At 74.4% G+C, this 26,261-nt stretch carries 29 protein-coding genes and 1 riboswitch; of the genes, 12 read left to right on the forward strand and 17 right to left on the reverse strand.

Annotated elements, in window-relative coordinates; all coding sequences use genetic code 11:
• The first annotated feature begins 14 nt into the window (after positions 1-14).
• Positions 15-1,397 (forward strand): MadS family sensor histidine kinase, encoded by a 1,383-nt coding sequence (locus ZF1_RS25070; protein WP_307799856.1) that lies wholly within the window; start codon positions 15-17, stop codon positions 1,395-1,397.
• Positions 1,394-2,320 (forward strand): MadR family response regulator transcription factor, encoded by a 927-nt coding sequence (locus ZF1_RS25075; RefSeq protein WP_482638473.1) that lies wholly within the window; start codon positions 1,394-1,396, stop codon positions 2,318-2,320. Before ZF1_RS25070 ends, ZF1_RS25075 begins: the two co-directional genes overlap by 4 nt.
• 176 nt (positions 2,321-2,496) lie before the next feature.
• On the opposite strand, the gene ZF1_RS25080 is transcribed toward ZF1_RS25075, so the two are convergent.
• Entirely contained in the window at positions 2,497-3,306 is an 810-nt protein-coding gene (locus tag ZF1_RS25080) for a class I SAM-dependent methyltransferase (RefSeq protein ID WP_482638474.1), read from the reverse strand.
• A 64-nt stretch (positions 3,307-3,370) separates the two neighbouring features.
• On the opposite strand from ZF1_RS25080, the gene ZF1_RS25085 reads away from it, so the two are divergent.
• Positions 3,371-3,976 (forward strand): hypothetical protein, encoded by a 606-nt coding sequence (locus tag ZF1_RS25085; RefSeq protein ID WP_482638475.1) that lies wholly within the window; start codon positions 3,371-3,373, stop codon positions 3,974-3,976.
• A 74-nt stretch (positions 3,977-4,050) separates the two neighbouring features.
• Complete coding sequence (locus ZF1_RS25090; protein WP_482638476.1) at positions 4,051-4,572, forward strand: gamma carbonic anhydrase family protein; 522 nt, start codon at positions 4,051-4,053, stop codon at positions 4,570-4,572.
• 52 nt (positions 4,573-4,624) lie between these two features.
• On the opposite strand, the gene thiG is transcribed toward ZF1_RS25090, so the two are convergent.
• From thiG to thiO, 3 genes are all read right to left on the reverse strand, one after another.
• Positions 4,625-5,395, reverse strand: coding sequence for a thiazole synthase (gene thiG / locus ZF1_RS25095; RefSeq protein ID WP_482638477.1), 771 nt, complete (start codon positions 5,393-5,395; stop codon positions 4,625-4,627).
• A gap of 2 nt (positions 5,396-5,397) precedes the next feature.
• Positions 5,398-5,598: a sulfur carrier protein ThiS gene (thiS, locus tag ZF1_RS25100; protein WP_062398305.1), complete on the reverse strand. Its 201-nt coding sequence runs from the start codon at positions 5,596-5,598 to the stop codon at positions 5,398-5,400.
• The gene (thiO, locus tag ZF1_RS25105) at positions 5,598-6,770 is read right to left on the reverse strand and encodes a glycine oxidase ThiO (protein ID WP_062403851.1); all 1,173 of its coding nucleotides are present in this window, start codon (positions 6,768-6,770) and stop codon (positions 5,598-5,600) included. Before thiO ends, thiS begins: the two co-directional genes overlap by 1 nt.
• Positions 6,768-6,876, reverse strand: a riboswitch (TPP riboswitch). It overlaps the preceding gene by 3 nt.
• Positions 6,877-6,906: 30 nt before the next feature.
• Here thiO and thiE point away from each other — a divergent pair.
• Complete coding sequence (thiE, locus tag ZF1_RS25110; protein WP_405421666.1) at positions 6,907-7,608, forward strand: thiamine phosphate synthase; 702 nt, start codon at positions 6,907-6,909, stop codon at positions 7,606-7,608.
• Between the two features lie 65 nt (positions 7,609-7,673).
• On the opposite strand, the gene ZF1_RS25115 is transcribed toward thiE, so the two are convergent.
• Together ZF1_RS25115 and ZF1_RS25120 are read right to left on the reverse strand one after the other, a co-directional pair.
• Positions 7,674-8,867, reverse strand: a complete 1,194-nt coding sequence (locus tag ZF1_RS25115; RefSeq protein WP_482638478.1) for a hypothetical protein — start codon at positions 8,865-8,867, stop codon at positions 7,674-7,676.
• Positions 8,868-9,138: 271 nt separating this feature from the next.
• The gene (locus ZF1_RS25120; RefSeq protein ID WP_482638479.1) at positions 9,139-9,609 is read right to left on the reverse strand and encodes a DUF3159 domain-containing protein; all 471 of its coding nucleotides are present in this window, start codon (positions 9,607-9,609) and stop codon (positions 9,139-9,141) included.
• 350 nt (positions 9,610-9,959) lie between these two features.
• On the opposite strand from ZF1_RS25120, the gene ZF1_RS25125 reads away from it, so the two are divergent.
• Positions 9,960-10,748, forward strand: a complete 789-nt coding sequence (locus ZF1_RS25125) for an SGNH/GDSL hydrolase family protein (protein WP_405421422.1) — start codon at positions 9,960-9,962, stop codon at positions 10,746-10,748.
• 11 nt (positions 10,749-10,759) lie between these two features.
• Here the strand turns inward: ZF1_RS25125 and thpD are convergent, their stop codons facing one another.
• The 4 genes from thpD to ectA all read right to left on the reverse strand — a co-directional run bounded on the left by thpD (position 10,760) and on the right by ectA (position 14,061).
• Positions 10,760-11,686, reverse strand: a complete 927-nt coding sequence (gene thpD, locus ZF1_RS25130; RefSeq protein ID WP_482638480.1) for an ectoine hydroxylase — start codon at positions 11,684-11,686, stop codon at positions 10,760-10,762.
• 129 nt (positions 11,687-11,815) lie between these two features.
• Entirely contained in the window at positions 11,816-12,211 is a 396-nt protein-coding gene (locus ZF1_RS25135) for an ectoine synthase (protein WP_062398314.1), read from the reverse strand.
• A 9-nt stretch (positions 12,212-12,220) separates the two neighbouring features.
• Positions 12,221-13,474: a diaminobutyrate--2-oxoglutarate transaminase gene (ectB, locus tag ZF1_RS25140; protein ID WP_405421418.1), complete on the reverse strand. Its 1,254-nt coding sequence runs from the start codon at positions 13,472-13,474 to the stop codon at positions 12,221-12,223.
• Positions 13,471-14,061, reverse strand: coding sequence for a diaminobutyrate acetyltransferase (ectA, locus tag ZF1_RS25145; protein ID WP_482638481.1), 591 nt, complete (start codon positions 14,059-14,061; stop codon positions 13,471-13,473). The genes ectB and ectA overlap by 4 nt, the downstream gene beginning before the upstream one ends.
• A gap of 325 nt (positions 14,062-14,386) precedes the next feature.
• On the opposite strand from ectA, the gene ZF1_RS25150 reads away from it, so the two are divergent.
• Positions 14,387-14,695 carry a hypothetical protein gene (locus ZF1_RS25150; RefSeq protein ID WP_157818361.1) on the forward strand — a complete coding sequence of 103 codons (309 nt, stop codon included), beginning with the start codon at positions 14,387-14,389 and terminating at the stop codon, positions 14,693-14,695.
• Between the two features lie 112 nt (positions 14,696-14,807).
• Here ZF1_RS25150 and ZF1_RS25155 read toward each other — a convergent pair whose 3' ends face one another.
• Both ZF1_RS25155 and tatA read right to left on the reverse strand, forming a co-directional pair.
• Positions 14,808-15,548, reverse strand: coding sequence for an SDR family oxidoreductase (locus tag ZF1_RS25155; RefSeq protein ID WP_482638482.1), 741 nt, complete (start codon positions 15,546-15,548; stop codon positions 14,808-14,810).
• A 20-nt stretch (positions 15,549-15,568) separates the two neighbouring features.
• Positions 15,569-15,844, reverse strand: a complete 276-nt coding sequence (gene tatA / locus ZF1_RS25160) for a Sec-independent protein translocase subunit TatA (protein ID WP_251782960.1) — start codon at positions 15,842-15,844, stop codon at positions 15,569-15,571.
• Positions 15,845-16,048: 204 nt separating this feature from the next.
• Between tatA and ZF1_RS25165 the strand changes: the two genes are divergently transcribed.
• The 4 genes from ZF1_RS25165 to ZF1_RS25180 all read left to right on the forward strand — a co-directional run bounded on the left by ZF1_RS25165 (position 16,049) and on the right by ZF1_RS25180 (position 20,936).
• Entirely contained in the window at positions 16,049-16,918 is an 870-nt protein-coding gene (locus ZF1_RS25165; protein ID WP_482638483.1) for a HalD/BesD family halogenase, read from the forward strand.
• A gap of 5 nt (positions 16,919-16,923) precedes the next feature.
• Complete coding sequence (locus tag ZF1_RS25170) at positions 16,924-18,708, forward strand: choline/carnitine O-acyltransferase (protein WP_482638484.1); 1,785 nt, start codon at positions 16,924-16,926, stop codon at positions 18,706-18,708.
• Positions 18,709-18,725: 17 nt separating this feature from the next.
• Positions 18,726-19,700 carry an NAD-dependent epimerase/dehydratase family protein gene (locus ZF1_RS25175; protein ID WP_482638485.1) on the forward strand — a complete coding sequence of 325 codons (975 nt, stop codon included), beginning with the start codon at positions 18,726-18,728 and terminating at the stop codon, positions 19,698-19,700.
• Between the two features lie 120 nt (positions 19,701-19,820).
• Complete coding sequence (locus tag ZF1_RS25180) at positions 19,821-20,936, forward strand: hypothetical protein (protein WP_482638486.1); 1,116 nt, start codon at positions 19,821-19,823, stop codon at positions 20,934-20,936.
• Positions 20,937-20,952: 16 nt separating this feature from the next.
• Here ZF1_RS25180 and ZF1_RS25185 read toward each other — a convergent pair whose 3' ends face one another.
• Positions 20,953-22,956: an alpha-amylase family protein gene (locus ZF1_RS25185; protein ID WP_482638487.1), complete on the reverse strand. Its 2,004-nt coding sequence runs from the start codon at positions 22,954-22,956 to the stop codon at positions 20,953-20,955.
• Positions 22,957-22,987: 31 nt separating this feature from the next.
• Positions 22,988-23,329, reverse strand: a complete 342-nt coding sequence (locus ZF1_RS25190; protein ID WP_482638488.1) for an alpha/beta fold hydrolase — start codon at positions 23,327-23,329, stop codon at positions 22,988-22,990.
• 44 nt (positions 23,330-23,373) lie between these two features.
• On the opposite strand from ZF1_RS25190, the gene ZF1_RS25195 reads away from it, so the two are divergent.
• Complete coding sequence (locus ZF1_RS25195) at positions 23,374-23,958, forward strand: VldE C-terminal domain-containing protein (protein WP_224401287.1); 585 nt, start codon at positions 23,374-23,376, stop codon at positions 23,956-23,958.
• A gap of 9 nt (positions 23,959-23,967) precedes the next feature.
• Here the strand turns inward: ZF1_RS25195 and ZF1_RS25200 are convergent, their stop codons facing one another.
• The 3 genes from ZF1_RS25200 to ZF1_RS25210 are packed head-to-tail and all read right to left on the reverse strand — an operon-like array spanning position 23,968 to position 26,221.
• The gene (locus tag ZF1_RS25200; RefSeq protein ID WP_482638489.1) at positions 23,968-24,477 is read right to left on the reverse strand and encodes a VOC family protein; all 510 of its coding nucleotides are present in this window, start codon (positions 24,475-24,477) and stop codon (positions 23,968-23,970) included.
• Positions 24,478-24,482: 5 nt separating this feature from the next.
• Positions 24,483-25,094 (reverse strand): CE1759 family FMN reductase, encoded by a 612-nt coding sequence (locus tag ZF1_RS25205; protein WP_073576696.1) that lies wholly within the window; start codon positions 25,092-25,094, stop codon positions 24,483-24,485.
• The gene (locus ZF1_RS25210) at positions 25,094-26,221 is read right to left on the reverse strand and encodes an LLM class flavin-dependent oxidoreductase (protein ID WP_482638490.1); all 1,128 of its coding nucleotides are present in this window, start codon (positions 26,219-26,221) and stop codon (positions 25,094-25,096) included. Before ZF1_RS25210 ends, ZF1_RS25205 begins: the two co-directional genes overlap by 1 nt.
• Positions 26,222-26,261 lie beyond the last annotated feature (40 nt).

The raw sequence follows: 26,261 nt of genomic DNA on the forward strand, positions 1-26,261 counted from the left end.
CGGAGGCCCTCGCGGTGACCGCCGCCGCCCGCTTCCCGCGCCGCCGCACTCCCGCACCGCCCTCGTCGCCGGCCGCCGGGGGCCGGGCCCGCCCCGACCTCGATCAGCTCACCGGCCTGCGGACGGGCAAGCCGTCGTTCTACCCGGAGTACCGCGAGGGGGCCGAACGACTGCGCCGGGTCATCCTCGCGCTGGACCGGATCTCGGCCGCGCTGGTCCGCACGATGGAGGGCTCCGAGGCGCTGGTCCGCGCCGTCGCCGACGCGGCCGCCGACCACCTGTCGGCGGACTGGGTGGTGCTCGGGCTCGTCGACGGCGAGCTGCCCGACGCCGCGCCGCGGCACGTGGTCCTCGGCCCGGACGGAGTCGAGTGGGCCGACCTGGGGTCGGTGCCCGAGCGCGTGCGCCGGCACGTGGAACGGCTGCACGCCGGCGACGGCCATCACCACCACCACGAGGACGACCCGCGCCCCCGGCACCTGCACGTCCCGATCCGGCTCGACGGACGCACCGTCGGCGGGTTCGTCGCGTGGACGCCGCCGGAACGGCACATCGACGACACCGACCACTCGGTGCTGCGCATCCTGGCCGGTCAGACGGCGTCGGCGCTGCAGAACTGCGCGCTGCTGGAGCGCGCCGAGCGGCTGCACGCACGCACCGCGGCCCAGGCCGAGGACCTGCGCGTCCGCAACGACGAGCTGATGCTCACCCAGCAGGCACTCGGGGCGGCCCGCCAGCGGGAGGTCCTCGACAACGAGCGGCACCGCATCGCCCGCGAGCTGCACGACAGCGTCACCCAGTACGCGCTGTCGGCCGGGATGCACATCGAGCTGTGCCGGTCGGAGATCACCGAGCCGGTCCTGCTCCAGCACCTCGACACGGCGAAGGACCTGACCCGGCGCGCCGTCGAGCAGCTGCGGTCGGCGATCTACGCGCTCAACGACGACGACCACGCCGACAAGGACCTGCCCTCGATGCTGCGGCAGCTGTCCACCGTGCACATGCCCGACGAGCTGCGGGTCGAGGTGACGATCGGCGGGGCCCCGGTGCCGCTGCCGCACGAGCACGAGCAGTCGCTGTTCCGGATCGCCGGCGAGGCGTTGTTCAACACGGCGATGCACGCGTCGGCCTCGCGGGCGGTGGTGCGACTGGCCTACGCCGACGGCCGCGTCCGCCTGTCGATCTCCGACGACGGCGGCGCCTCCCCCGAGCAGATCCGCCGCACGCTGCGTGCGGCGTCGGTGCGCGGCCCCTCCGGGGAGCACCGCGGCCTCGTGAACATGGACGCCCGCGCCCGAGAGATGGGCGGGGCCCTGCGGTTCCGCCGCTCGCGGATCGGTGGGCTGCAGGTGCAGGTGGACGTCCCGATCGGGACGCCGGGGAAGGAGCTCGGATGAGCAGCGGCACACGGACCGCCCCGGGCGGTCCCGGGCACGTCTCCGGCGGCCCCGCCCGGGGCCGCGCCGTCACGGACGCCCGCAGCGGCGGCGGACCGGATGCCCGCGGCGGAGCCGGTGTCGGTGCGCGCGGCCCCGGCCTCGGCGGTGGTCACGGCGGTGGTCACGGCATCCCCGGTCAGGCGGGCCCCGGGCAGGGCGGCGGGAACGCGCCGGGCGGCGGGATGCACGGGTCCGGTGGGACCGCCGCGACCCGCAGCGGTCCCGGTCCCGCGGGCGTCGCGGCGCGGCCGATCCGGATCGTGCTGGTCGACGACCACTCGATCATGCGCCAGGGGCTGCGCGCGGTACTGGAGCGCGAGGACGACCTGCGCATCGTGGGCGAGGCGGGCAGCGCGCCGGAGGCGTTCGCCGCCGTCGCGACCGGCCGGCCGCAGGTGGTGCTGCTCGACCTCAAGCTGGCGTCCGGCCCGCAGACCGACGGTCTCGCGGTCTGCCGCAAGCTGTGCGCCGACCACCCCGGCATCGGGGTGCTGGTCCTGACGACCTTCGCCGAGGACCGCCTCGTCGTCGAGTCGGTGCAGGCCGGCGCCCGCGGCTACGTGGTGAAGGACGTCGACACCACCGAGCTCGTCCGTGCCATCCGCGCGGTGTCCCGCGGGGAGAGCGCGTTCGACGCCCGGTCGGCCTCGGCGATGGTGCGGTCGCTGTCCGGCGGGATGCCCGACCGGGAACGGCTGACCGACCGTGAGCTGGACGTGCTCCGCCTGCTGGCCCGGGGGCTGTCCAACCGCGCGATCGGCGCCGAGCTGTTCATCTCCGAGACGACGGTCAAGTTCCACGTCGGCAACCTGATGCGCAAGCTGATGGTGTCGCGTCGCGCCGAGGCGGTCTACGCGGCCACCAAGCTCGGCCTGCTCTGACCTCGACGTCCCCGGCCACGCCTCTCCGACCAGCACGGCGGCACCGCGGCACGGCGTGCGCGCAAGTCGAGGGGGCGTCGTCGACGAGTCCGGATCGCGTTCCGCGGAACACGAGGTCGGCCCGCCCACCCGGCATCCACGCCCGGACCGGGTCGGCGCATCCGTGACCGGCCCGGTCAGCGCGTCGCCTGGACGGTGACGCTCAGTGGCACATCGGGGAGGCCGTCGGTCACGTGCCACTCGCCGTCGTCGTCCTCGGCCATCCGGCCGGGCAGGGCCTCCCAGGGGACGGTCCGGTGCTCGGTGAGACCGGTCAGCGTCAGTCCCTGGTCGAGGAGCGCGGTGACGATCTCACCGAGGCCGTGGTTCCACTCGTGGGTCACGGTCGCGGTCAGGGGGCGTGCGGTGGCGACGTAGCTGCTGTCGTCGTCGAACTCCAGCGGTTCGGTCGTCTCGAACCAGGGGTGGCGGACGGCGAGGGTGTGCTCGTCGAGGGTCGCGAGGAAGGGGTGCATGTCCCGGACGAACAGCCTGCCGCCGGGGGCGAGCAGCCGGGCGACGACCGCCGCCCACCGGGTGACGCTCGGCAGCCAGCAGAGTGCGCCGATACCGGTGTAGACCACGTCGAAGCCGTGGTGCGGCAGGACCTCGTCGGCGCGCAGGACGTCGGACTCGACGTAGTCGATGTCGGCTCCAGCGCGGGCCGCGAGGGCACGGGCCTGCTCCAGTGAGGCCGGCGAGAAGTCCAGCCCGGTGACCCGGGCGCCGAGCCGGTGCAGCGACAGCGTGTCGGTGCCGATGTGGCACTGCAGGTGTACGACGCGAAGGCCGGCGACCGGGCCGAGCCGCTCGGCGTCGAAGCGGACCACTCCGGACAGCCGCGCGGGATCGGCGACGAGCGCGTCCACGCCGTAGTCGGGACTCTGCGCGTGCAGTGGGGCGCGGTCGTCCCAGGAGGCGCGGTTGAGGGAGAGCGAGCGGTCCACCCGCCCAGCAGAGCACGGGCGGGCCGTGGGGACGACCGGTTTCCGGTCCCGGTAGACAGGACCGATGCGCTGGTACGCCGAACGCCCCGACCGGATCGCCCGCCAGGTCGTCGCCGACGTCGTCGCGCTGCTGTGGACGGTCCTCGCCGTCACCGCCGGCGTGGCCGTGCACGACGGGCTGTCCGCGCTGCGTGGGCCCGGCGACTCGCTGGTCGTCGCGGGCGGGCGGGTCTCCGACGCCTTCACCGGGGTCGCCGGGGCGGTCGGTTCGATCCCGTTCGTCGGGTCCGACCTGGCCCGCGCGCTGGATCCGGCCGCGGGGGCGGGCACCGAGCTCGTCGCGGCGGGGCGGGAGTTCGGCGACGCCGTCGGCACCCTCGCGACGGGGGCGCTGGTCGTCGTCCCGCTGGTGATGCTGCTGCCGGTGCTGCTCGGCTGGCTGCCGCCGCGGCTGCGCTACGCCCGGCGGGCCGGTGCCGCCGTCGCGGCGCGGACCGCCGCGCCGGACCTGCTGGCCGTGCGGGCGCTGTCCCGGGTGCCGGTGTCGCGGCTGGTCCGGGTCGCGCCCGACCCGGCGGCGGCGTGGCGGTCCGGGGACCCCGCCGTCGTCGCGGCGCTGGCCGCGCTGGAGCTGTCCGACCTGGGTCTGCACGCACACCCGCACGACTGAGCGACACGGGGGGAGCGGGCGACGACGCGGTCTCGTCGCCGACGGGCACCGCGGCGGGTGCGAAGCTGTCGGCCATGCCGCTGTTCGCCCTGGAGGGCCTCTCCCCCACCGTGCACCCGGACGCCTTCGTCGCTCCGACCGCGACGCTCGTCGGGGACGTACGCGTCGAGGAGGGCGCCTCGATCTGGTACAACGCCGTGCTCCGCGCCGACCTGGGGCCGATCGTCGTACGTGCCGGCGCCAACGTGCAGGACGGGTCGGTGCTGCACGGCGGCGACGACCCGGTCACCGAGATCGGCGAGGGCGCCACGATCGGGCACCTGTGCGTGGTGCACGGCGCCGTGATCGGGGCGCGCGCGGTCGTCGGGAACGGCAGCACCGTGCAGGACGGTGCCCGGATCGGCGAGGGCGCGGTGGTCGCCGCCGGGTCGACGGTCGCACCGAACTCCGAGCTGGCTGCCGACCGGCTGATGCTCGGGTCCGCGGCGAAGGAGCGCGGCGAGCTGACCGAGCAGGCCCGCTGGTGGGTACGGACCAACCCGGACTTCTACCGCGCCCTGGCCCGGCGGCACGCCGACGGCGTCGCCCCCGCCTGAGCCTCCCGAGACGGTCCGGTGCGTTCCGCGGAACGCACCGGACCGTCGGTCCTCAGTCCTCGCGGCCGGGCGAGCTCGCCTGTGCCCGGTAGCGGCGCGGGATCCGACCGGCGTGCCGGGCGTCCCAGCCCGCCTCCACCCCGCGGCGCATCGCGCGGGCCATCCGCTCCGGGTCGGCGGCACGGGTCACGGCGGTGGCGAGCAGGACCGCGTCGCAGCCCAGCTCCATCGCCAGCGCCGCCTCCGAGGCGGTGCCGATCCCGGCGTCGAGCACGACCGGCACGCCCGCGGCGGCCACGATCATCTCGATGTTGTGCGGGTTGCGGATGCCCAGCCCGGTACCGATCGGCGAGCCGAGCGGCATGACGGCGGCGCACCCGACCTGCTCCAGGCGACGGGCGAGGATCGGGTCGTCGTTGGTGTAGGGCAGCACGGTGAAGCCGTCGTCGACGAGCTGCTCGGCGGCGTCGAGGAGCTCGACCGGGTCGGGCAGCAGCGTCGTCTCGTCGGCGACGACCTCCAGCTTCACCAGGTCGGTCTCCATCGCCTCGCGCGCCATCCGCGCCGTGAGGACCGCCTCGGCGGCGGTCCGGCAGCCCGCGGTGTTGGGCAGCACGGCGATCCCGAGGCGGCGCAACAGGTCCAGCAGCCCGGTCCCGCCCGCGACGTCGACACGGCGCAGCGCCACCGTCGTCAGCTCGGTGCCGGACGCGACCAGCGCCCGCTCCAGGATCTCCAGGTTCGCGGCACCACCGGTGCCCATCACCAGCCGCGAGTCGAACAGGTGGTCGCCGAACGCGAGCTTGTCGGTCTGCACAGCCATGCTCATCCTCCCTGTACCGCGGTCAGGACCTCGACCCGCGCGCCGTCGGCGGGGCGGTGCCCGGCCCACGAGGTGCGCGGCACGACCTCCCCGTCCACGGCGACGGCGATCCCCCGCTCCGGCAGCCCGGCCTCGGCCAGGATCCGGGCGAGGTCGGCGCCGTCGTCGACGTCGCGGTGCTCGCCGTTCAGCACGATCCGCATCAGTGGTTCCCCTCCTCGCGTGCCCCGGCGGCGGCCGGGGCGAACCGTCGCGGATCCGCCGCGCGGACCGGTTCCGGCACGTCGTCGCCGCGCAGCACCGCCGCGACGGCCGCCGCGGTCACCGGTACCAGCAGCATCCCGTTGCGGCCGTGCCCGGTGGCCGCGACCAGCCCGTCGGGCCCGGTGCGCCCGATCAGCGGCAGGTTGTCCCGGCTGCCCGGCCGCAGCCCGGCGGCGGTCTCGGTCAGGGCGTACTCGGCGATGCCGGGCAGGATCCGCTCCGCGTCGCGCAGCAGGTCGCGCACCCCACCGACGGTGACGTCGGTGTCGAAGCCGTTCTCCGCCGTCGTCGCGCCGATCACGAGGTCGCCGTACCCGGGCAGCGTCCGCGGCACGGCGTAGACCGGGCGCCCGTCGACGAGCGCCCGCACCGTCCGCGACGGCGGCGGCAGGGCACCGGCGCGGCGGGTCAGCCGCAGGATCTCGCCCTTCACCGGGCGGACCAGCCCGTCGAGCACCGGGTGCAGCGACGACGAGTGCGCCCCCGCCGCGACGACGACCGCGTCCGCCGCGACCTCGGTCCCGTCCGCGAGCCGCACGCCGGTGACACGGGCGCCGTCGTCGAGGACGCGCGCGACCCCGCGGTCGGAGACGACGACCCCGGCCCGCCCGGCCGCGGTCGCCAGTGCGGCGAGCAGCCGCCGGTTGTCCACCGACGGGTCGTCGGGCACCGAGAGGCCGCCGCGGACCTCCGGGCCCAGCGCGGGTTCGAGCCGGCGCAGCTCGCGACCGGTCAGCCGGTGCACGTCGCGGCCGAGGGACTCCAGGTAGTCCGCGAGCGCGGTCAGCTCGGCGCGGTCCCCCGACCCGGTCGCGGCGACGACGGTGCCCTCAGGGTGCAGCCCGGCGTCGGTGCCGGCGTCGGCGGACAGGGCCGCGGCGAACTCCGGCCAGCGCGCGACCGAGTCCAGCCCGAGGGCGAGGAGGTCCTCCTCGCCGGGCCAGGCCTCGGTGACCGGGGCGAGCATCCCGCCCGCCACCCAGGACGCGCCGCGACCGGGGGCCGGGTCGAACACCGTCACCGACCAGCCGTCGCGGGCCGCCGCGCGGGCGACGGACAGGCCGACGGCCCCCGCACCCGCGACGACCAGCCGTCCGGCACTCGCGCTCATCGGATCCACCTCACTCCCTGCGCCGGCATGACCCGGATCAGGTTCGACGGTCGGGACCGCGTCGCGGATCCCCTCTCAGCCCGCTGCCCGGGCTCCCGTGGTTCGTCGTCGTCCGGGGCCCAGGCTACGCCGTAGCCTGCGAGCCGTGTCCGACACCGATACCCGTCCCGGCACCGGCGACACCCGCCGCGCCCGGCTCGACGGCCTCACCGACGCCCGTCTCTACCTGTGCACCGACGCCCGCACCGCGCGCGGTGACCTGGCGGAGTTCGCCGACGCCGCGCTCGCCGGCGGGGTCGACATCGTCCAGCTGCGGGACAAGGGCGGGCCCGGCGGGCCGCTGGAGGCGAGCGCGGAGCTCGCCGCACTGGAGGTGCTCGCCGACGCCTGCCGCCGGCACGGCGCGCTGCTCGCGGTGAACGACCGCGCCGACGTCGCGCTCGCCGCGGGCGCCGACGTGCTGCACCTCGGCCAGGACGACCTGCCGGTGGCGTGGGCGCGCCGGGTCGTCGGCGACGACGTGCTCATCGGCCGGTCCTCGCACAGCCCCGCCGAGACCCTGACCGCCGCCGACGAGGACGGCGTGGACTACTTCTGCGTCGGCCCGTGCTGGCCGACCCCGACCAAGCCGGGACGTCCGGCCCCCGGCCTGGACCTGGTGCGCACGGTCGCCGGACGGACCCCGGCGCGGCCGTGGTTCGCGATCGGGGGCATCGACGGCGACCGCCTGGACGAGGTCCTCGACGCCGGTGCGGACCGGATCGTCGTCGTCCGGGCGATCACCGAGGCCGAGGACCCGCGCGCGGCCGCGGCGGCGCTGCGGGCCCGCCTGCACTGAGCCCGCCTGCGCCGGGCCGGCCGCGCTCGAACCGGCCCCGCGGCGCCGGGATCCGGCGCCGCGGATCAGTTCTGCGTGCCGGAACCCTGGTTGCCCGAGCCCTGGCCGCCGGAGCTCTGCCCGCCCGAGTCCTGACCCGACTGGCCGGAGCCTGGCTGCTGGGTCGGCAGGACCCGGTTCAGCCCGTCCTGCAGCGGGTTCGACGAGTCCGAGCCGTCCTGACCGGAGTCCCGGTCACGGGTGCCGGTCGGCGACTCCGACGTGCTGGTGCCCGACTCCTCGGTGGAGGTCGAGCTCGACGACGACGTCGACGAGTCGCCCCCGGAGCCCTCGCCCCGGTCGTTCTCCTGCTGGGTGGGGGGAGCACCGCCGCGGACGACGTTGCTCACCGAGGTCCCGGACGAGCCGGACAGCGACGAGCCCTTCACGAACTCGATGCCCGAGATCAGGAACATCGACACCGCGAAGGTGACGACGCCGAGCACCGCGGACACGATGACCGTCTTGCGGGTGACCCGGACCCGGCGGAACCGGCTGTGGCCCGCTCCGGCGGCGCGGGTGGTGCCGCCGGGTGTCTGCCACGGGTCCAGCAGCACCGTCTCCTCGCCGGTGGGCCCGGCGAGACCGTGGCCGGCACCGTTCTGCGCGGCGACCGCGGTGCCCTCGGCGACGCCCTTGCCGCGCCGGGTCGCCCTGTCCTTCAGCTCGAGTGCCTTGTCCTTGCTGACCTCGAGCGAGCGGGTGAACAGCGTGGTGGCCAGCGTCGAGATGATCGAGCCGAGCGCCGCGCCGATCACCGTGCCGACCGCGCCGAGGAACGAGCCGAGCACCGCCGTGACGATCGCCGCGCCGGCGCCGGCTGCGATCTTCGTCGGGCTGAGGTCGGCCTTGAGGCCGCTCGCCTTCGTGGTGTCCGACGAGGCGTCGCCGGAGCCGTCACCGGACCCGCCCGAGCCCCCGGACCCACCGGGTCCGTTCGGTCCGCCGCCGACCGGGCCCACCGGACCGCCGGGACCGGCCGCGCGGGTCGTGTCCGACGCGGGCGGCAGCACCCGGGTGCGCGGACGCCCGCCGGGCGGGGTCCCGTCCGGCACGCCCGGACCGGGCACGACCGGGCTCACCGGACGGCCACCGGGCGGGGTCTGCGTGGTCCGGCCGCGGACGGTGCCCGACGGCGGCTGCGGGACCCGGCCGCCGTGCGTGCGGGGCGGATGCGCGGTGCGCTGACGGGGCAGCCGCGGGGCGTCGGGGGCGGCCACCGGGCGACCGGCTGCCGGGTCGGGGAGCGGACGGCTGGGCGGGGGACGGGCCGGGCCGGGGACGCCACGGGGGCGTCGCCGAAGCCGGGCTCCGGGGGGCGCTGGTGTGGCATGGCTCCTTGCAGTGATCGTCGGTGCGGCGGCTCGCCCCGGGGGAACGTCCGGGCGGCCACGATTGCGCCGGACGATCACCCGAAGTGGTGACCTTCACACGACCGAGCAAAGGTCACGGGAAGATCACGATTCTAGCGCTACGAGGCGTCAGAGCCTGTCACCGGGGGTGACGGATGCCCGGGTGATCGGCCGGCAGCGCCGTACGCAGCAACGGCCACGACACGAGCACGCTCAGCCCGACCAGCACCGGGCTCAGCACGGTCCGCGCGACACCCAGGAGCACGACCTGGTCGGCCGCCCACAACGGGAGGAACACCGACAGCCGCAGGACGTACTGCGCCACCCACGCCCAGGACGCCCGCTGGTACCCGCGGAGCAGGTCCGGGTCGCGCCGCCACCTCGTGCGCTGTCCCAGCAGCCCGCCGACGACGACCCCCAGCAGCGGCCACCGCACGACGACCGAGATCGCCCAGGCCAGCGCGCTGCCGACGTTGGACACGATCTGGACCAGGAAGAAGTCCGACGCCCGCCCGGTCACCAGCGCGATCCCGGCCGCGACGACGACCCCGGCCAGCCCGAACAGCACCGCCCGCGGCCGCCGGCCGCGGTACAGCCGCCACCCTGCCACCGCGGCCCCGCGACGATCGCCGCGCCGGCCCCCAGTTGATCGGGAACGCCGACCCCGCCGCCCCCGCCACCACCCAGGCGAGCACGAACGCGACCACCGGTATCGAGGCGTCCATGGCACCGGCCCGGCCACCGAGCAGATCGGCGAGCCTCGGGTCCTCCCGGGATGCGGTGTGCGGAGCGCGATCGGACGTCACCCCGCTAAGGGTGCCCTATCCCGCACGCCGGGTCGACGGGATCGGATTGGCGGACAGCGCCGAACAGGGTGATCATCGGCGTAACACCGGACATCGTTGCGGTGAACAACAGACAAGGCACGCGGAGGACCGGGGACGAGAGGGGGCCGTGCCGATGCACCAGCAGACGCACGCACAGCACCGGAGCTACGTCGCGATCGGCGACAGTTTCACCGAGGGGCTCGACGACCTCACCCCCGACGGCCGGGCCCGCGGCTGGGCCGACCGCGTCGCCGAGACCCTCGCCCACCGCCGCCCGGGCTTCGGCTACGCCAACCTCGCCGTGCGCGGGAAGGTCCTCGACGAGATCGTCGCCGAGCAGCTCCCGGTCGCCGAACGGATGCGCCCCGACCTGATCACCTTCTGCGCGGGCGGCAACGACATCATCGGTTGGTCCTGCGACGTCGACGACCTCGCCGCCCGCTTCGACGCCGCGCTCGGCAGGCTGGTCGCGACCGGCGCCGAGGTGCTGATCTTCACCGGCTTCGACCTGCGCCGGATGCACCCGTTCATCCGCAGGCTGCGCGGCCGGATCGCCTGCTACAACGAAGACATGCGGGCCGCCGCCGAACGGCACGGCTGCCGCGTCGTCGACCTGTGGGCGATGGACTGCCTCGCCGATCCGCGGGCCTGGGGGCCGGACCGGCTGCACCTGGTCCCGCACGCGCACGAGCGGGTCGCCTGGCGGGTGCTGGAGACCCTCGGTGAGCAGGCCCCGGACTGGCGCGGGCCGTGGCCGGAGCCCGAGGGCGGACCGACCCCCTGGACCGCGCGCCAGGCCGAGGACCTGCGGTGGGTCACCCACCACGTGATGCCCTACCTGCGCAAGCGGCTGCGCGGCGGGCACACGTGGGACGGGTACCGGCCCAAGCGTCCGGAGCTCTCACCCCTCCAGGACGCCTGAGCGCGAGCCGCTCAGCGGACCGGTGAGTGGTCCCGGGCGGCGATGTGCGACGGCCGCGGCCGCGGCGCGGAGAACGGCGCCACGCAGGCGTTCTCGACGCTGTTGAACACCAGGAAGATGTTCGAGCGCGGGTACGGGGTGATGTTGTCGCCCGACCCGTGCATGCAGTTGGAGTCGAAGAACGTGGCGCCGCCCGCGTCGCCGGTCATCATCTCGATGCCGTGCCGCTGGGCCAGCTTCGCGATGGACCCCGGGTCGGGGGTGCCGATCTCCTGCTCCGTCAGCGACGTCAGGTGGTAGTCCTCCGGCGTCTCGCCGACGCAGGACACGAAGGTCCGGTGCGACCCCGGCATGATCATCAGGCAGCCGTTGAACGCGTGGTTGTCGGTCAGCGAGATCGAGCAGCTCACCGCACGCGGGCCGGGCATGCCGTCCTCGGCGTGCCAGGTCTCGAAGTCGGAGTGCCAGAAGAAGCCCCCGCCGCCGAGCCCGGGCTTGTAGTTGATGCGGCTCTGGTGGACGTACACGTCGGAGCCGAGGATCTGACGGGCCCGCGACAGCACCCGCTCGTCGCGCACCAGCCGGCCGATCGCCTCGGAGATCCGGTGGACCTCGAAGATCGAGCGGACCTCGTCGGAGGACTTCTCGACGATGCAGCGCTCGTCGGCGCGGACCTCGGGGTCGTGGGCGAGCCGGTCCAGCTCGGCCTGGTACTCCACGATCTCGTCGGCCGTCAGCAGGCCCGGCACCTGCACGAAGCCGTCGCGCTCGTGCGCCTCGAGCTCCTGGGCGCCGAACATGCCGGCGCTCGCCCGGTCGCTCCAGACGGTGGGCTCGGCGCGGTCGATGAAGGCGGGGGTGTTCGAGACGCGCGTGGGGTAGCGGTCCCCGGCTCCACGCACGAGACGCGGTTCGTCGTTGCCGACCAGTGCGGTCATGGACCCTCCTGTGAGTCGCTGTGGGTTCGGTGTCCCTTCGGATGGACGTCGTGTGAACGACCGCGAGGGGCGTTCCCGCTGTCACACAGCGGAAACACCCCTCGCGGTGTCGATCCCGGTACGGAGCCCTCAGTCCTCCGTGACCAGCGGGTACACGCCGTTCTCGTCGTGCACCTCACGACCGGTCACCGGCGGGTTGAACACGCACACGCAGGTGATCTCGGTCTTCGGGCGGAGCTGGTGCTTCTCGTTGCCGTTCAGCACGTAGATCGAGCCCGGCTTGAGCTGGTACGTGACGTCGTTGTCCTTGTCGTACAGCTCGCCCTCACCGGAGGTGATGAAGACGGCCTCGATGTGGTTCGCGTACCAGAAGTCGTTGATCGTCCCGGCCTTCAGCGTGGTCTCGTGGACCGAGAACCCCACCTTGTCGTTGGCCAGGACGATGCGCTTGCTGCGCCACTGCTGGTCCTCGGAGACCACGTCACGCTCGGTGTCGGTGATCTCGTCGATGGTGCGGACGATCATGGTTGTGGATCAGCTCCCGATGACGGTCTTGACGGACTCGCCGATGATCGCAAGACCTTCGTCGAGTTCGTCGTCGGTGGTCGTGAGCGGCGCCAGGAGCTTGAGCACCTCGTCGTTCGGACCGGCGGTCTCCAGCAGCAGCCGCTGCTCGAAGGCCTTCGAGGCCACCTTCTCGGCGAGCCCCTCCCCCTCGAACTGGATGCCCCGCGCCATCCCACGACCCTTGGTGAACATCTCGGTGCCCTGGTTGTCGCCGATGATCTTGTTGAAGGCCTCCTCGACCTTCTCCCCCTTGCGCAGCGTCTCCTTCTCCAGCGTGTCGTCGGTCCACCAGTTGCGCAGCGTGTGCGTGGCGGTGACGAACGCGGGGTTGTTGCCGCGGAAGGTGCCGTTGTGCTCGCCCGGGCCCCACTGGTCGTACTCGGGCTTGATCAGCACGAGCGCCATCGGGAGGCCGTAGCCGGAGATGGACTTCGAGATCGTGACGATGTCGGGCTGGATGCCCGCGATCTCGAAGGAGAAGAACGGGCCGGTACGGCCGCAGCCCATCTGGACGTCGTCGACGATCATGAGGATGCCCTTGCGGGTGCACAGGTCCCGCAGACCCTGCAGCCACTCGATGCGCGCCGGGTTGAGGCCGCCCTCGCCCTGCACGGTCTCGACGATGACCGCGGCCGGCTCGTTGAGGCTGGAGCCGGTGTCGTCGAGGACCTTCTCGAACCACAGGAAGTCGGGCATCTTGCCGTCGAAGTAGTTGTCGAACGGCATCGGCGTCGAGTGGACCAGCGGGATGCCGGCACCACCGCGCTTCATCGAGTTGCCGGTGACCGACAGAGCGCCCAGTGTCATGCCGTGGAAGGCGTTCGTGAAGTTGATCAGCGCCTCCCGGCCGCTGATCTTGCGCGCGAGCTTCAGCGCCGACTCGACGGCGTTGGCGCCGGTCGGGCCGGGGAACTGCACCTTGTACTCCAGGCCACGCGGCTTGAGGATGACGTCCTCGAACGTGGTCAGGAACTCGCCCTTGGCCGAGGTGTACATGTCCAGCCCGTGGGTGATGCCGTCACGGGTCAGGTACTCGATCAGCGGCTTCTTGAGCACCTCGGGGTTGTGCCCGTAGTTCAGGGCTCCTGCGCCACCGAAGAAGTCGAGGTAGGAGTGGCCGTCGACGTCGGTCAGACGGCTGCCCTTCGCCGTGTCGAAGACGACGGGCCAGTTGCGGCAGTAGCTTCGGACCTGGGACTCGAGATCCTCGAAAACGGTCATGTGTTCCCACCCTTGTCTGCTGCGATCGGGCCGATGAGATACAGGTTCTCCGGCTCGTGCTCGTCACCGAGCAGGTCCGGACCGAACAGGTCCTCCCGCTCGATCGTCATGTCGTGGCGCTCCGCGAACTTCGTGAACAGGCGGATCGAGGAGGCGTTGTCCGGCGTGATGGTGGTCTCCATCCGCTCGGCGCCCGCCTGGTCCCAGACGGCGTCCAGCATCCGGCCGGCGAGCCCCGCACCGCGTGCCACCGGATCGACGCACACCTGCCAGATGAGCAGGGCGCCGTTCTCGGGGCGCAGGTAACCGGTCACGTAACCGACGGCGCGGCCGTCGTCGCGCCGGGCGACGACCGAGGTGCGCGCGAAGTCGCGGCACCACAGGACGTAGGCGTAGCGGGAGTTCGCGTCCAGCGTCCGCGCCTCCACCGCCAGCCGCCACATGTCCACCCCGTCGGCCGGGACCGGGGAGCCGATCTCGTACGAAAGGTCACCGTCGGCGTCGGCCGCCGGGGCGGGCGCGCCGGTCGCGGCGTCCCCGTCCGGAGCCGTGGACGCCCGAGGAGGAGCCTGTTCGGGAGCGGTCATGACGGATGAGGTTAGTGCCGTCCGGCGCAGGTCGCAGCCGCTGACGACCGGCACCGACCCCGTGCGCCCTGATCGACGTGACCGGCGACACAGAGCGGCCCGTGACATAGCGACCGGGTGTCCGCCCAGGAAGACACCGTGATCGCCGAACAGCTCGGTGACCCCGACGGGGCCTGTCCGGCGCAGCCACGGACCCGGACGTGGCCCTCGCCACGCTCCGCGACCACCCGCCCGCACGTTCGGCCAATCGTGCGGATGCACTTGCATCTGCACCGCTGCGGGGTGAGGATGGTTATTCCGTCGAATCGTGCCCGGAGGAGCTGCCGTGTCGGTGACACCCGCCAGTACGCGCCCCGTGGCCGTGGTGACCGCGCCGGACGAGGAGCAGACCGTCACGGTCACCTGCGCCCGCGACAGCCGCAGCCACGTCGTGGCGCAGGCGGTGCTGGCCGACTCGCTCACCGCCGGAACCGGACACTGCACCGCGCTCTGCGGGCACGTGGTGCTGCCGGCGTCGCTGGCCTCCCCGCCCGGGGACGGCTGCCTGCTGTGTGCCGAGACCTCCGGGGCCGGGCGCCGCGCCCGCCGCCGCGGACGGATCGGTTTCGGGCGCTCGGCCCGCGCCGCCTCCTGAGCGCCGCCGCCGACCGCCGACCGCACAGCCGGTCCGTTCCCCCACCGCCGGCCGGGCCCCGACCCGCGCCGGTGGCTCCCTCAGCTGCCACCGGTCCGGTCCCGCCGGCGGATCAGCGCCCGCCGGACACGTCCAGCACGGCGCCGGTGACGTAGCTGGCCTCGTCCGACAGGAGCCAGGCGATCGCCGTCGCCACCTCGTCGGGGTGGCCGGCACGGCCCATCGGGATCGACGGCGCCATCCGCTCGATCCGCCCCGGCTCACCGGCCCGGGCGTGGAAGTCGGTGTCGAGCAGGCCCGGTCGTACGGCCGCCACCCGGATCCCGTCCGCGGCGACCTCCTTCGCGAGCCCGACGACGAGCGCTTCCACCCCGGCCTTCGCGGCCGCGTAGTCGGTCCACTCGTCGGGCGAGCCGAGCACCGCCGCGCGGGAGGTGACGTGCACGAGCACACCACCCGCCCCGCCGTAGCGGGTCGACATGCGGTGCACCGCCTCGCGTGAGCAGAGCAGGGCCGCGCGCAGGTTGAGCGCGACGACCTCGTCGATCCGGGCGTCGCTCATGTCCTCGAGACGCTGCCGCGAGGGAGCTCCGCCGGCGTTCGCGACCACGCCCGTCAGCGGCGAGGGCATGGCCGACGCAGCGTCGAACAGGCGCTCGACGCCCTCGGTGCGGGTGACGTCCGCTGCGACCGCGTCGGCGTGCACCCCGGCCGCCCGGCACTCCGCGACGACGGCCGCGGCGTCCTGGGGTGAGGCCCGGTGCCCGACGAGGACGTCCTGGCCGCGGCCGGCCAGGAGCCGGGCGGTGGCCGCGCCGACCCCGCGGCTGGCCCCCGTCACGAGCACCGTCATGCGTCGTCCGTCCTGCGGAGTCAGGCCCGGTGAGCCTCGGGACCGGGCTCCGGACGGGCGGTGCCCTCCGGCGTCCCCGGCTGCCGGGTACCGGGGTCACGGACCTCGGTGTCGGCACGGGGCGCGCCGCCGGGTCCGATCTCACCGGGGCGCTCGTCGTCGTCGCGCAGGCCGCGCATCTCGCTCTTCAGGATGCGGCTGGACCGACCGACCGACCGCGCCATCTCCGGCAGCTTCTTCGCGCCGAACAGCAGGACCAGCACGACCAGCACGATCAACCAGTGGGTGGGGCTCATAGCGCCCATGACAGCCTCCTCGCTCGTCGACCGGATCAACGAACCATCCTCCGCCGGGGTTCTCCCGCGCAAGAACAGCCTCCCACGGCGCACGGAACCTGATCGCTCGGTCACTCACCGTTGATCCGGCGGCCTCGAACGGGTTTGGATGACGGTGACACCGTGGGCGGCACCGGCGCTGCCCGGGGACGAAGGAGCTGATCCGTGCAGCCGACCGCACTCGCGACCCCGCAGGAGCTCGACCCGGTCGACCTGACCCGCTATCCGGTGCACGAACCGGGCTCGTCCGGGTGGGAGGACGCGGTCCGCCGGGCCCGCGCCCAGCTCGCCGCCGACGGCTGCGCGGTGCTCCCCGGGTTCGTCCGGGCGTCGTGGCGGGACCGGCTGCGGACCGAGGGCGAGGCGGTCGCCCCGCTGGCGCACTACGAGACCGCCGTGGTCAACGTCTACAACACCGACCCCGACCCCTCGCTGCCCGCCGACCACCCGGCGCGGGTGCCGATGGAGCGGGGCAACGCCTTCGTCGCCCGCGACCGGATCCCGGCGGCCGCGGTGGTCCACCGCCTGTACCCGCAGCCCGCCTTCCGCGCCTTCCTCGCCGCCTGCACCGGCGTACCCGAGCTGCACGAGCTGGCCGACCCGCTGGCCGGGCTGTGCCTGAACGTCGTCGGCGACGGCCGGTCGCACCCCTGGCACTTCGACACCAACGAGATCGCGATCAGCCTGCTCACCCGCGCGCCGGAGGCCGGCGGGGTCTTCGAGTACTGCCCGGACATCCGCAGCTCCTCCTCGGAGAACACCGCCGACGTCGCCGAGGTCCTGCACGGCAGGGCCGGCGACCGCGTCCGACGGCTGGTGCTGCGTCCCGGCGACCTGCAGCTGTTCCGCGGCCGGTACTCGCTGCACCGGGTGACCGAGGTGCGCGGCGACACCGCCCGGCACACGGCGATCTTCTCCTACAGCACGCGCACCGGGGTGGTCGGCAGCGCGGTCCGCACCCGCCAGCTGTTCGGCAGGACACTGTCCGAACACGGGGGGTCGCGCGCCGTGCGTGTCGACGGGCTGCTGGACTGATGCCCGTGACCACCACGTTCGCGGCCGACGACGACCTGCCGAAGGTGCCGCTCCCGACCCTGTCCGCCTCGGTCGACCGCTTCCTCGAGTGGTGCGCCCCGCTGCTCAACCCCGACGAGTACGCCCGCACCGAGTCCGCCGCCCGCGAGCTGCTCGCCGAGGGCGGCCCCGCGTCGGTGCTCCAGGCCGACCTCGAGCGCTTCGACGCCGGCGCCCACAGCTGGCTGGACGCGTTCTGGCCGTCGCGCTACCTGGGCCGGCGCGACCGGATCGCGCTCAACGCGAACTTCTTCTTCCTGTTCGGCCCCGGCTCCACCACCGACCCGTGCGCGCGGGCCGCGCAGCTCACCGTGGCCGCCCTCGGGCACAAGGCCGATCTCGACGCCGGGACGTTCCCGCCACTGGTCAACCGCGACGTGCCGCAGTCGATGGACCAGAGTCGCCACATCTTCTCCACCACCCGCATCCCGGGCGACCCCCAGGACACCGTCCGCACCCCCTACAGCGACGACTGGCCGGGCCCGTCCACCGAGCGGCACGTCGTGGTGCTGCACCGCGGCCGGATCCACCGCCTCGACGTGGTCGGCGCCGACGGCGCCGCGCACACCGCCGAGGAGATCGCCGGCGCCCTGCGGGAGATCCGGGACGCCCACCCCGAGCGGGCCGCCACCGGTGACGCGGTCGGCGCGCTGACCACCCTGGCCCGCGCCGAGTGGGCCGCGGTGCGGGACCGGCTGACCGGGCTGGACCCGGCCAACGCCGAGGCCGTCGACCTCGTGGAGCGGGCGCTGCTCGCGATCTGTCTCGACGAGACCGACCCCGCCGACGAGGAGTCCGCCGCGCGGACCCTGCTGGCGGGGGACTCCGGCGACCGGTGGTTCGACAAGGCGCTGTCGATCGTCGTGCTCGCCGACGGCACCGCCGGGGTCAACATCGAGCACTGCGAGCTCGACGGCACCACCGTCCTCACCCTGGTCGACGCGATGTTCGCCGACCCGCTGCAGGTGCACGCCGAGCGGATCGGGGCCCGCCCGCAGGGCGTCCCGTCGCACGCCGAGCTGCGGTTCGTCCTCGACGACGACCTGCGCGCCACCGTGGCCCGCGCGCACGACGAGTTCTCCGCGTTCCTCGACGCCACCGCCACCGAGCTCGTCGCCTTCGACGACTTCGGCGCACGCGACGCGAAGGCCCTGAAGTGCTCCCCGGACGCCTTCGTGCAGGCCTGCTACCAGATCGCGCACCGGCGGGCCAAGGGCGTCACCGGGGCCACCTACGAGTCGATCGCGACCCGGCAGTTCCGGCGTGGACGCACCGAGGCGATGCGGGTGATCACGCCGGAGATGGTGACCTTCGTCGACACCATGGGGGACCCGCAGGCCTCCGACGCCGACAAGGTCGACACCTTCCGGGCCGCCGCCGCGGCGCACGGCGCCCGCGCGAAGCAGTGCCAGCAGGGCGATGCGCCCGAGCAGCACCTGTGGGAGCTGGACTGGATCCGGCGCCGTCGCGGGGCGGACCTGGGCGTCACCGAGCAGCTCGCGGTGTTCGACTCCCCCGGCTGGACGATCATGCGCGACGACTGGCTGTCGACCAGCTCCGCGCCGTCGGACAACATCCGGTACTTCGGGTTCGGCTCGACCAGCTCGCGCTGCATCGGGGTGGCCTACGTGCTGCTGCCCGACCGCTTCCACGTGCACCTGTCCACCCCGGCCGACCAGGCCGAGGGGATGCACGCCTTCGCCCGGGAGCTGCGGACGGCGGTGACCGAGCTGCGGAACCTGCTTGCCTGAGCGGGTTCACTGGTGGGGTGGAGCGTTTCCTCGTCACCGGCAGTTCCGGCCACCTCGGTGAGGCGCTGGTCCGCACGCTGGCCGGCGACGGGGTGCCCGTCGTCGGTCTGGACCGGCGGCCCTCGCCGTGGACCGCGGTCGTCGCGTCGCTGACCGACCGCGACGCCCTGCGGTCGGCGCTGCGCGGGGTCAGCCACGTGCTGCACACCGCGACGCTGCACAAGCCGCACGTCGGCTCGCACAGCAGGCAGGACTTCGTCGACACGAACGTGTCGGGCACCCTCGCGGTGCTGGAGGAGTCCGCCGCCGCGGGGGTGCGGGGCGTGGTGTTCACGTCCTCGACCAGTGCGTTCGGCCGCGCGCTGACCCCGGCGCCGGGCGAGCCGGCGACCTGGATCGACGAGACCGTGGTGCCCCGGGTGCGCAACGTCTACGGCGCCACCAAGACCGCCGCCGAGGACCTGTGCGAGCTGGCCGCGCTGGACCCGGGGCTGCCGGTGGTGGTGCTGCGGACCTCGCGGTTCTTCCCCGAGGCCGACGACCGCGACGAGGTCCGCGCCGTCCACGACGACACCACGCTCAAGCTGGTGGAGTTCTGCCACCGGCGGGTCGACGTCACCGACGTCGTGTCCGCGCACCTGGCCGCGGCCCGGCGGGCGCCCGGGCTCGGGTTCGCCCGCTACGTGGTCAGCGCACCGCCGCCGTTCCACCGGTCAGACCTCGCCGAGCTGGGCCGCGACCCGGCCGCGGTGCTGGAGCGGCGGGCCCCGGCCCTCGCCGCGCTGCTGGCCGACCGCGGCCGGCCGGTCCCGCCGGTGGACCGGGTGTACTGCCCGGGCCGGGCGGTCGCCGAGCTCGGCTGGACCCCGGTCTGGGACGTCGACGCCGTCGTCGCGCGGGTGCGTGACGGCGGGCCGCCGCGCAGCCCGCTGGCCGACGCCGTCGGGGCGAAGGGGTACCACGATTCCCCGACCGGGGTGTACACCCGGTGATTTCACCTCGCCGGACCGGGTGACTGTAGGTCGTCAGGGCTAACGCCGTGGGTACGACCGGCGGTAGAGGTGACACAGCACGTGTCGCCGACCGTGACGCCGTACCCCGGAGGTCCTGCCATGACCGGCCCGCAGCACCGACCCAGCCCCGGCCCGCGCGGTGCCGACGCCGACCGCGCACGGCCGTCGCCGCGACCGCGGCACGGGTTCGACGACCACGAGTTCCCCGAGGACTCCTACCAGGGCGGCTACCCGGACCTGCGGCCGTCGCGGCCGGTGGAGCGGGCGACGCCCACCGACCCGGAGGGCGTCGGCGAGCTGTACGGCGGGACCGGTCCGCAGCCGACCGTGGGGCGGGGCGGGTACGCCGCACCGATGCGCTACGAGGGCTACGGCGCCCCCGTGCCGGCCGGCGGGTCGCAGCCGGGCGGCGACGACCCCGACGACCCCGACGACGGCGGGTACGGCCCGTACGGCCGGGCCGCGCACCGCCAGTCCGAGGAGCCGGTCACCCCGACCCGGGCCGCCTACGGCGAGTACGGCGACCCCGGGTCCCGCGGCGGGACCGCGATCGACGGCGGCCCGCCCTACCCCGGCCCCACCGGCTCCGGGTACGGGCGCACGCGGGCCCCGGAGGAGGACGAGCCGGTCCGCCCGGCCGTCCCGTACGACGACCCGGACCACGTCGCGGACCACGAGGACCTGCCCCGGGACGAGGTCGTCGGGGCCGGGCCGCTCGCCGCCGCCACGTCCGGCCACGACTCCGGCGACGACCGGGCCGGGCACGAACGGCCCGGGTACGGCGAGGGCGGCGGGACCGCGGTCGTCGAGCGCTCCGCCGTCGGGACCGGCGCCGGGGCGGTGCCCGCGCCGCGTCCGCCGTCGGAGTCCGGCGGCCGTCGTCCGGCGACGGTGGCCGAGGCCGCCGCGGCCCGGTTCGGCGCGACCGGACGGTCCGCCGACACGGCGGCGGCCGCACCGGCCGTCGAGGCGACCGGGCCGGTGACCACGACGCCACGCGCGGCCGCCCCCGCCACGGCCGCCGCGCCGGTGCGGGTCGCGAAGGACCCGACCGCGCTCACCGTGCTGCGGGTCCTCACCTACGTACTGGTGTCGCTGTCCTGCCTGGTCTTCCTGGCCGGGGTGGTCTACGGGCTCGTGGTGTACCTGGAGTTCCGCTCGGCGCTGGGCACGTCACCGCTGTTCGGGGGCGGCACGCCGTTCGGGAGCTGGTGAGGGCGCCGGGCGTGGCTCACGGCTCCGCGAGCCACGCCCAGGACAGCGGCGGGAGATGGGCCCGCCCGCCCTCGGTGCGGACCGGCCCGTCGGAGGACAGCACCGTGTCCAGGCCGGTGACCAGGGCGGCGTCGACCGAGGCGGGCCGGTCGGACACGTTGACCAGCCCGACGAAACGATCGTCGCGCGGGTGCCGCCGCGTCCACCCGAGCACCGCCGGGTCGTCGAGCACGGGCACCTCCACCGGCGCCGACGCGTGCAGCGCGGGCAGCTCGGCCCGCACCGCGGCGAACCCGGTCAGCGCACCGAACACCCGCCCCTCGACGGTGTCCGGGTCGTAGCGGCGGGCGAACGCGGCCTCGTCCATCGGGGGCCGGTGCATCCAGCGGTTGTCCGCGGCGCGCTCGGGGTCGGCGCGGTAGCCGGTGTCGTTGGCCAAAGCCAGCTCGTCGCCCATGTAGAGCAGGGGGATGCCGCCCCAGCCGTAGACGACGGCGTGCGCGAGCAGCAGGCGTCGCACACACGCGTCGAGGGCGGCGGGGTCGTGGCGGGCGCGGGCGTCGTCGATGCCGCAGAGCGCGGCGGCGCTGCCGGAGATGCGGGCGTCCCCCGTGTCCGGGTCCTCCTGGAACAGGGCGCCGCGGGCGAAGCTGCCCGGGAAGCGTCCGGCGAAGAAGTCGTTGAGGAACCGCCGGTGCGACGGGCCGTCCCAGCCGACGGCGGCGGCGTCGACGTCGGAGACGGCCCAGCCGATGTCGTCGTGGCAGCGGACGTAGGTCGCCCACGCCGTCGTCGACGGGGCGGGGGTCATGCGCCGCAGCGCGTGCGCGGCGAGGCGGGCGTCGCGGGTGGCCAGGCTCGACCACAGCATCACCATGAGCTGGTTGTGGTAGGCCAGCTCGCACTCGGGGCGGTAGCGGTCGTGCGCGCCGAGGTAGCCGACGAGGTCGTCGGGCGCGACGATCGCCTCCGCCTTGAAGACCACCGCCGGGGCCGCGATCCGGGTGAGCGCGTGCAGCGCCTGCAGCACGTCGTGGGCCTCGGGCTGGTTCTGGCAGTTCGTGCCGAGCCGCTTGCCGAGGAACGGCGCCGCGTCCATCCGCAGGACCTCGACCCCGCGCCCGGCCAGGGTGAACACGGTGCCGAGCATCGCGGCGAACACCTCGGGGCAGGTCCAGTCGAGGTCCCACTGGTAGTCCCAGAACGTCGTCCACACCCAGCCGCCGTCGCCGCCGCCCGCCCCGGGCACCCAGCTGAACGATCCGGGCGCGCGGTCGGGGAAGACGTCGGGGATCGTCGCCTCCCAGGCGTCGGGCATCTCCCGGTCCGGGTAGGCGGTGTAGAAGCCGGCGTAGCGCGGGTCGCCGGCGAGCCAGCCGCGCGCCCACGGGTGCTCGGCGGCGGTGTGGTTGAGGACGAGGTCCACGCACAGGCTCATCCCGCGCTCGCGCAGCGCCCCGGCGAGGGACTCGAGGTCGTCCATCGTGCCCAGCCGCGGGTCGACGGCGGTGTAGTCGGCGACGGCGTAGCCGCCGTCGTTCTCGCCGTCGCGCGGCCTGAGCAGCGGCATCAGGTGCAGGTACCGCACGCCCAGGTCGGACAGGTGGTCCAGGCGGGTGCGGATGCCGCGCAGGGTGCCCGCGAAGCGGTCGGTGTAGGCGACGTAGCCGACGGTGCGGGGGTCCTGGAACCAGTCGCCGTCGACCTCGCGGCGGCGGTCGAGCTCGCGCAGCGCCTGCGGGCGGGCGGCCGCGGCGGCCAGCGCGGCGCGCACCAGCCGGGCGGTGAGCCCGCCCGGGTCGGCGACGGCGCCGTAGAGGGCCTCCAGCGGCAGGTGCGCATCGGCGTACCAACGTTCGGTGCGGGCGAGGAACCCCGCCGCCTCGACCGCGCCGAGCGCGGCGACCGCGTCCCGGGACAGCTGCGGGAGCAGGTCGTGCAGGGCGGCCCGGGCCCGGCGGCGACGCTCGGAGTCGGGCCGGGCGCGGACGGCGTCGCCCGCAGCGGTCGTGCTGATCACCGCGCCATCCTGCCGAACCGCGCGGCCGCTGTCAGGTGCGCGCCGGCACCTGCCGCAGCCGGGCGACGACACCGGCCGGGGCCGCCCGCAGCGCGACGGTGGAGTCGGTGTCCGGGTCGTCGGCGGGGCTGCGGCCGGTGCCGCGCGGGTCGAACGTGACGACGGTGTGGTCGTCGGCCATCGCGTCGGCGAGCGGGCCGAAGCCCTCGGCACCCATCGGCGAGCCGACGAGCACCAGCAGCGGGCCGGTGCCGCGGACGTCGAAGGTGATGCGGGCGTCCGGGCGGTCGAGCAGATCCGTGGTCACGACGGTCATGGGTGCCTCCTCGCGGGCGGTGTCGCGGTGTCGACCGTCGGCGGGCACCGGACTCATCGCCGTACCGTGGGAGGCACTCCGACAGAACGGACGAAGACCCCGTGAAGACCCGCGTCGCCCCGGTGCTGGGCGTGCTCCTCGTGCTGGCCCTGCTCGTCGGCGGTCTGGCCTGGTTCGCCGGAAGCCGCGGGTTCACCCCCGACGACCTGCGCGACCTGGTCGACCCACCCCCGCCGGAGCAGTGCGACCAGCCGGACCCGACGACGTCGGGCTGCCTCACCCCGTCCGCGCTGCGCCTGCACGACGCCCTCGTCGGGCGGTTCGGCGAGCCGGGCCCGGGGGCGCCGGTGCGGGCGATCACGTGCTGGTCGGAGCACGCGTGGAACCCGTCGAGCGACCACCCCGCGGGCCGGGCGTGCGACGCGTTCCCCGCCCGCTACGGCGAGTTCCCCGCCGGGCAGGACCTGGAGGACGGCTGGGCGGTCGCGAACTGGGCGCGCGACAACGCCTCCGAGCTGCGGGTCCGCTACGTGATCTGGCAGGGCCGGATCTGGTACCGCGGCACCGGGGACTCCGGGGAGGGCCGGGAGAACTGGGGCCGGCCCTACGACGGCGGCGGGGTGTACGACCCGGAGGACGCCACCGGCGGGCACTTCGACCACGTCCACGTCAGCGTCCGCCGGTGAGCACCCCGCTCACAGCACGTGCTGGCCGTACATCTCCCCCAGCGGGTCGGCGATGAGCTCGATGCGGGCGCCGTCGGGGTCGCGGAAGTAGACCGAGACACCGGAGTGCACCTCGTGCTCCACCCCGGCCTCGGTGAGCCGCGCGACGAGCTCGTCCCACCGCTGCGGCTCGACGCTGATCGCCATGTGGTGCAGCCCGCCGAGGACCTCGGCGTAGGGGCCGACGTCGAGGCCCGGGAAGTCGAAGAACGCGAGCAGGTTCCCGTTGCCGATGTCGAAGAAGAAGTGCGAGGACCCCGGGTAGTCCCGGTTCTCGATCAGCTCGGTGAGCGGGAAGCCCAGCACGTCCTGGTAGAAGCGCACGGTCCGCTCGACGTCCGAGCTGACCAGCGCGGTGTGGTGCAGGCCGCGGGCGGTCGAGGCCGGCCGCTCCCCCGCCGGCTTCAGGTGGGCGGTGCGGATCCGGTCGCGGGCGGCGTCGAGGGCGGCGGTGTCGGTGGGGGTGCCGGTGTCGGTCATGGCGGTCAGCCCTTCAGCAGTGAGGTGAAGTCGGGGACGTCGGCGAACAGGTCGGTGCGGGTGGCCGGCGGCCGGGCGGCGACGGCGTCGGCCAGCTCGCCCGCGGCGCGCCCGACACGGCCGTCCAGTGTGGTGCCCACCTCGGTCGCGCCCCAGTCCTCGGGTGCGGCGAACACCGCGGTCGGGACCGTCGCGGCCCGCAGGTACGCGAACAGCGGGCGCATCGCGTGCTCCAGGGCCAGCGAGTGCCGCGCCGTGCCGCCGGTCGCGGCGAGCAGCACCGGGGTGCCGGTGAGTGCGTCGCGGTCCAGGACGTCGACGAAGGTCTTGAACAGCCCGCTGTAGGACGCCGAGAAGATCGGCGTCACGGCGACGACGGCGTCCGCGGCGGCCACCGACTCCAGCACCGGCGCCAGCGCGGTGTTCGGGAAGCCGGCGACCAGGTGGTCGGCCAGGTCGCGGGCGTGCTCGCGCAGCTCCACGACCTGCACCTCGGCCCGCTCGCCCCGGTCGGCCAGTGCGGCCGTGACCGCGGCGGCGAGACGGTCGGCCAGCAGCCGGGTCGACGACGGCGTCGACAGCCCGGCGCTGAGCACGACGATCCTGCGGGTGGTCATCACGCGACCTCCTTCTCCTGCGTCCCGGTGCTGCCGGTGCTGCCGGTGCCCGCGGCGTCGCGGGCGGCGACCAGCGAGGCGTGGGTCGGCGCGTCCGGGACGCCCGGCGCGCGCAGCGCGGCGAACTCGCGGCGCAGCACCGGCACGACCTCCTCGCCCAGCAGGTCGAGCTGCTCCAGCACGGTCTTCAGCGGCAGGCCCGCGTGGTCGATGAGGAACAGCTGACGCTGGTAGTCGCCGACATAGTCGCGGAAGTCGAGCGTCCGCTCGATGACCTGCTGCGGGCTGCCGACGGTCAGCGGGGTCTCGCGGGTGAAGTCCTCCAGCGAGGGCCCGTGCCCGTAGACCGGGGCGTTGTCGAAGTACGGCCGGAACTCGCGCACCGCGTCCTGGCTGTTGCGGCGCATGAACACCTGGCCACCGAGGCCGACGATCGCGCGGTCGGCCGGTCCGTGACCGTGGTGCTCCCAGCGCGTGCGGTAGAACTCGACCATCCGCTTCGTATGCGACGCCGGCCAGAAGATGTGGTTGTGGAAGAAGCCGTCGCCGTAGTAGGCGGCCTGCTCGGCGATCTCGGGGCTGCGGATCGAGCCGTGCCACACGAACGGCGCGACGCCGTCGAGCGGGCGCGGGGTCGAGGTGAAGCCCTGCAGCGGGGTGCGGAAGTGCCCCTCCCAGTCGACGACCTCGGTGTCCCACAGCGTGCGCAGCAGCGCGTAGTTCTCGACCGCCAGGTTCAGGCCCTGGCGGATGTCCTGGCCGAACCACGGGTAGACCGGGCCGGTGTTGCCGCGGCCGAGCATGAGGTCGACGCGGCCGCCCGCCACGTGCTGCAGCATCGCGAAGTCCTCGGCGATCTTCACCGGGTCGTTCGTGGTGATCAGCGTGGTCGAGGTGGACAGCTGCAGGGTCTCGGTGACGCCGGCGAGGTAGCCGAGCGTGGTGGTCGGCGACGAGGAGAAGAACGGCGGGTTGTGGTGCTCGCCGATCGCGAAGACGTCGAGCCCGACCTGCTCCGCGTGCTTCGCGATGGTCAGGACGTCCTGGATCCGCTGGGCCTCGGTCGGCGTGCGGCCGGTCGTCGGGTCCGGCGTGACGTCGCTGACCGTGAAGACTCCGAACTGCACGGCTTCCTCCTCTGCTCGTCGACGGCTCATTGGTTGATCC

It is taken from the genome of Pseudonocardia sp. ZF1 (assembly GCF_056835605.1).

Coding starts and splice junctions, on each gene's coding strand:
- thpD (WP_482638480.1), bottom strand. CDS start 11,686: ATGACCGCACTGGTCGGCAACGACGAACCGCGTCTCGTGCGTGGAGCC.
- tatA (WP_251782960.1), bottom strand. CDS start 15,844: ATGAGCCCCACCCACTGGTTGATCGTGCTGGTCGTGCTGGTCCTGCTG.
- ZF1_RS25085 (WP_482638475.1), top strand. CDS start 3,371: ATGCGCTGGTACGCCGAACGCCCCGACCGGATCGCCCGCCAGGTCGTC.
- ZF1_RS25075 (WP_482638473.1), top strand. CDS start 1,394: ATGAGCAGCGGCACACGGACCGCCCCGGGCGGTCCCGGGCACGTCTCC.
- ZF1_RS25205 (WP_073576696.1), bottom strand. CDS start 25,094: ATGACCACCCGCAGGATCGTCGTGCTCAGCGCCGGGCTGTCGACGCCG.
- ectA (WP_482638481.1), bottom strand. CDS start 14,061: ATGACCGCTCCCGAACAGGCTCCTCCTCGGGCGTCCACGGCTCCGGAC.
- ZF1_RS25090 (WP_482638476.1), top strand. CDS start 4,051: ATGCCGCTGTTCGCCCTGGAGGGCCTCTCCCCCACCGTGCACCCGGAC.
- ZF1_RS25200 (WP_482638489.1), bottom strand. CDS start 24,477: ATGACCGACACCGGCACCCCCACCGACACCGCCGCCCTCGACGCCGCC.
- ZF1_RS25135 (WP_062398314.1), bottom strand. CDS start 12,211: ATGATCGTCCGCACCATCGACGAGATCACCGACACCGAGCGTGACGTG.
- thiO (WP_062403851.1), bottom strand. CDS start 6,770: ATGAGCGCGAGTGCCGGACGGCTGGTCGTCGCGGGTGCGGGGGCCGTC.
- ectB (WP_405421418.1), bottom strand. CDS start 13,474: ATGACCGTTTTCGAGGATCTCGAGTCCCAGGTCCGAAGCTACTGCCGC.
- ZF1_RS25125 (WP_405421422.1), top strand. CDS start 9,960: ATGCACCAGCAGACGCACGCACAGCACCGGAGCTACGTCGCGATCGGC.
- ZF1_RS25180 (WP_482638486.1), top strand. CDS start 19,821: ATGACCGGCCCGCAGCACCGACCCAGCCCCGGCCCGCGCGGTGCCGAC.
- thiG (WP_482638477.1), bottom strand. CDS start 5,395: ATGGCTGTGCAGACCGACAAGCTCGCGTTCGGCGACCACCTGTTCGAC.
- ZF1_RS25155 (WP_482638482.1), bottom strand. CDS start 15,548: ATGACGGTGCTCGTGACGGGGGCCAGCCGCGGGGTCGGCGCGGCCACC.
- ZF1_RS25190 (WP_482638488.1), bottom strand. CDS start 23,329: ATGAGTCCGGTGCCCGCCGACGGTCGACACCGCGACACCGCCCGCGAG.
- thiS (WP_062398305.1), bottom strand. CDS start 5,598: ATGCGGATCGTGCTGAACGGCGAGCACCGCGACGTCGACGACGGCGCC.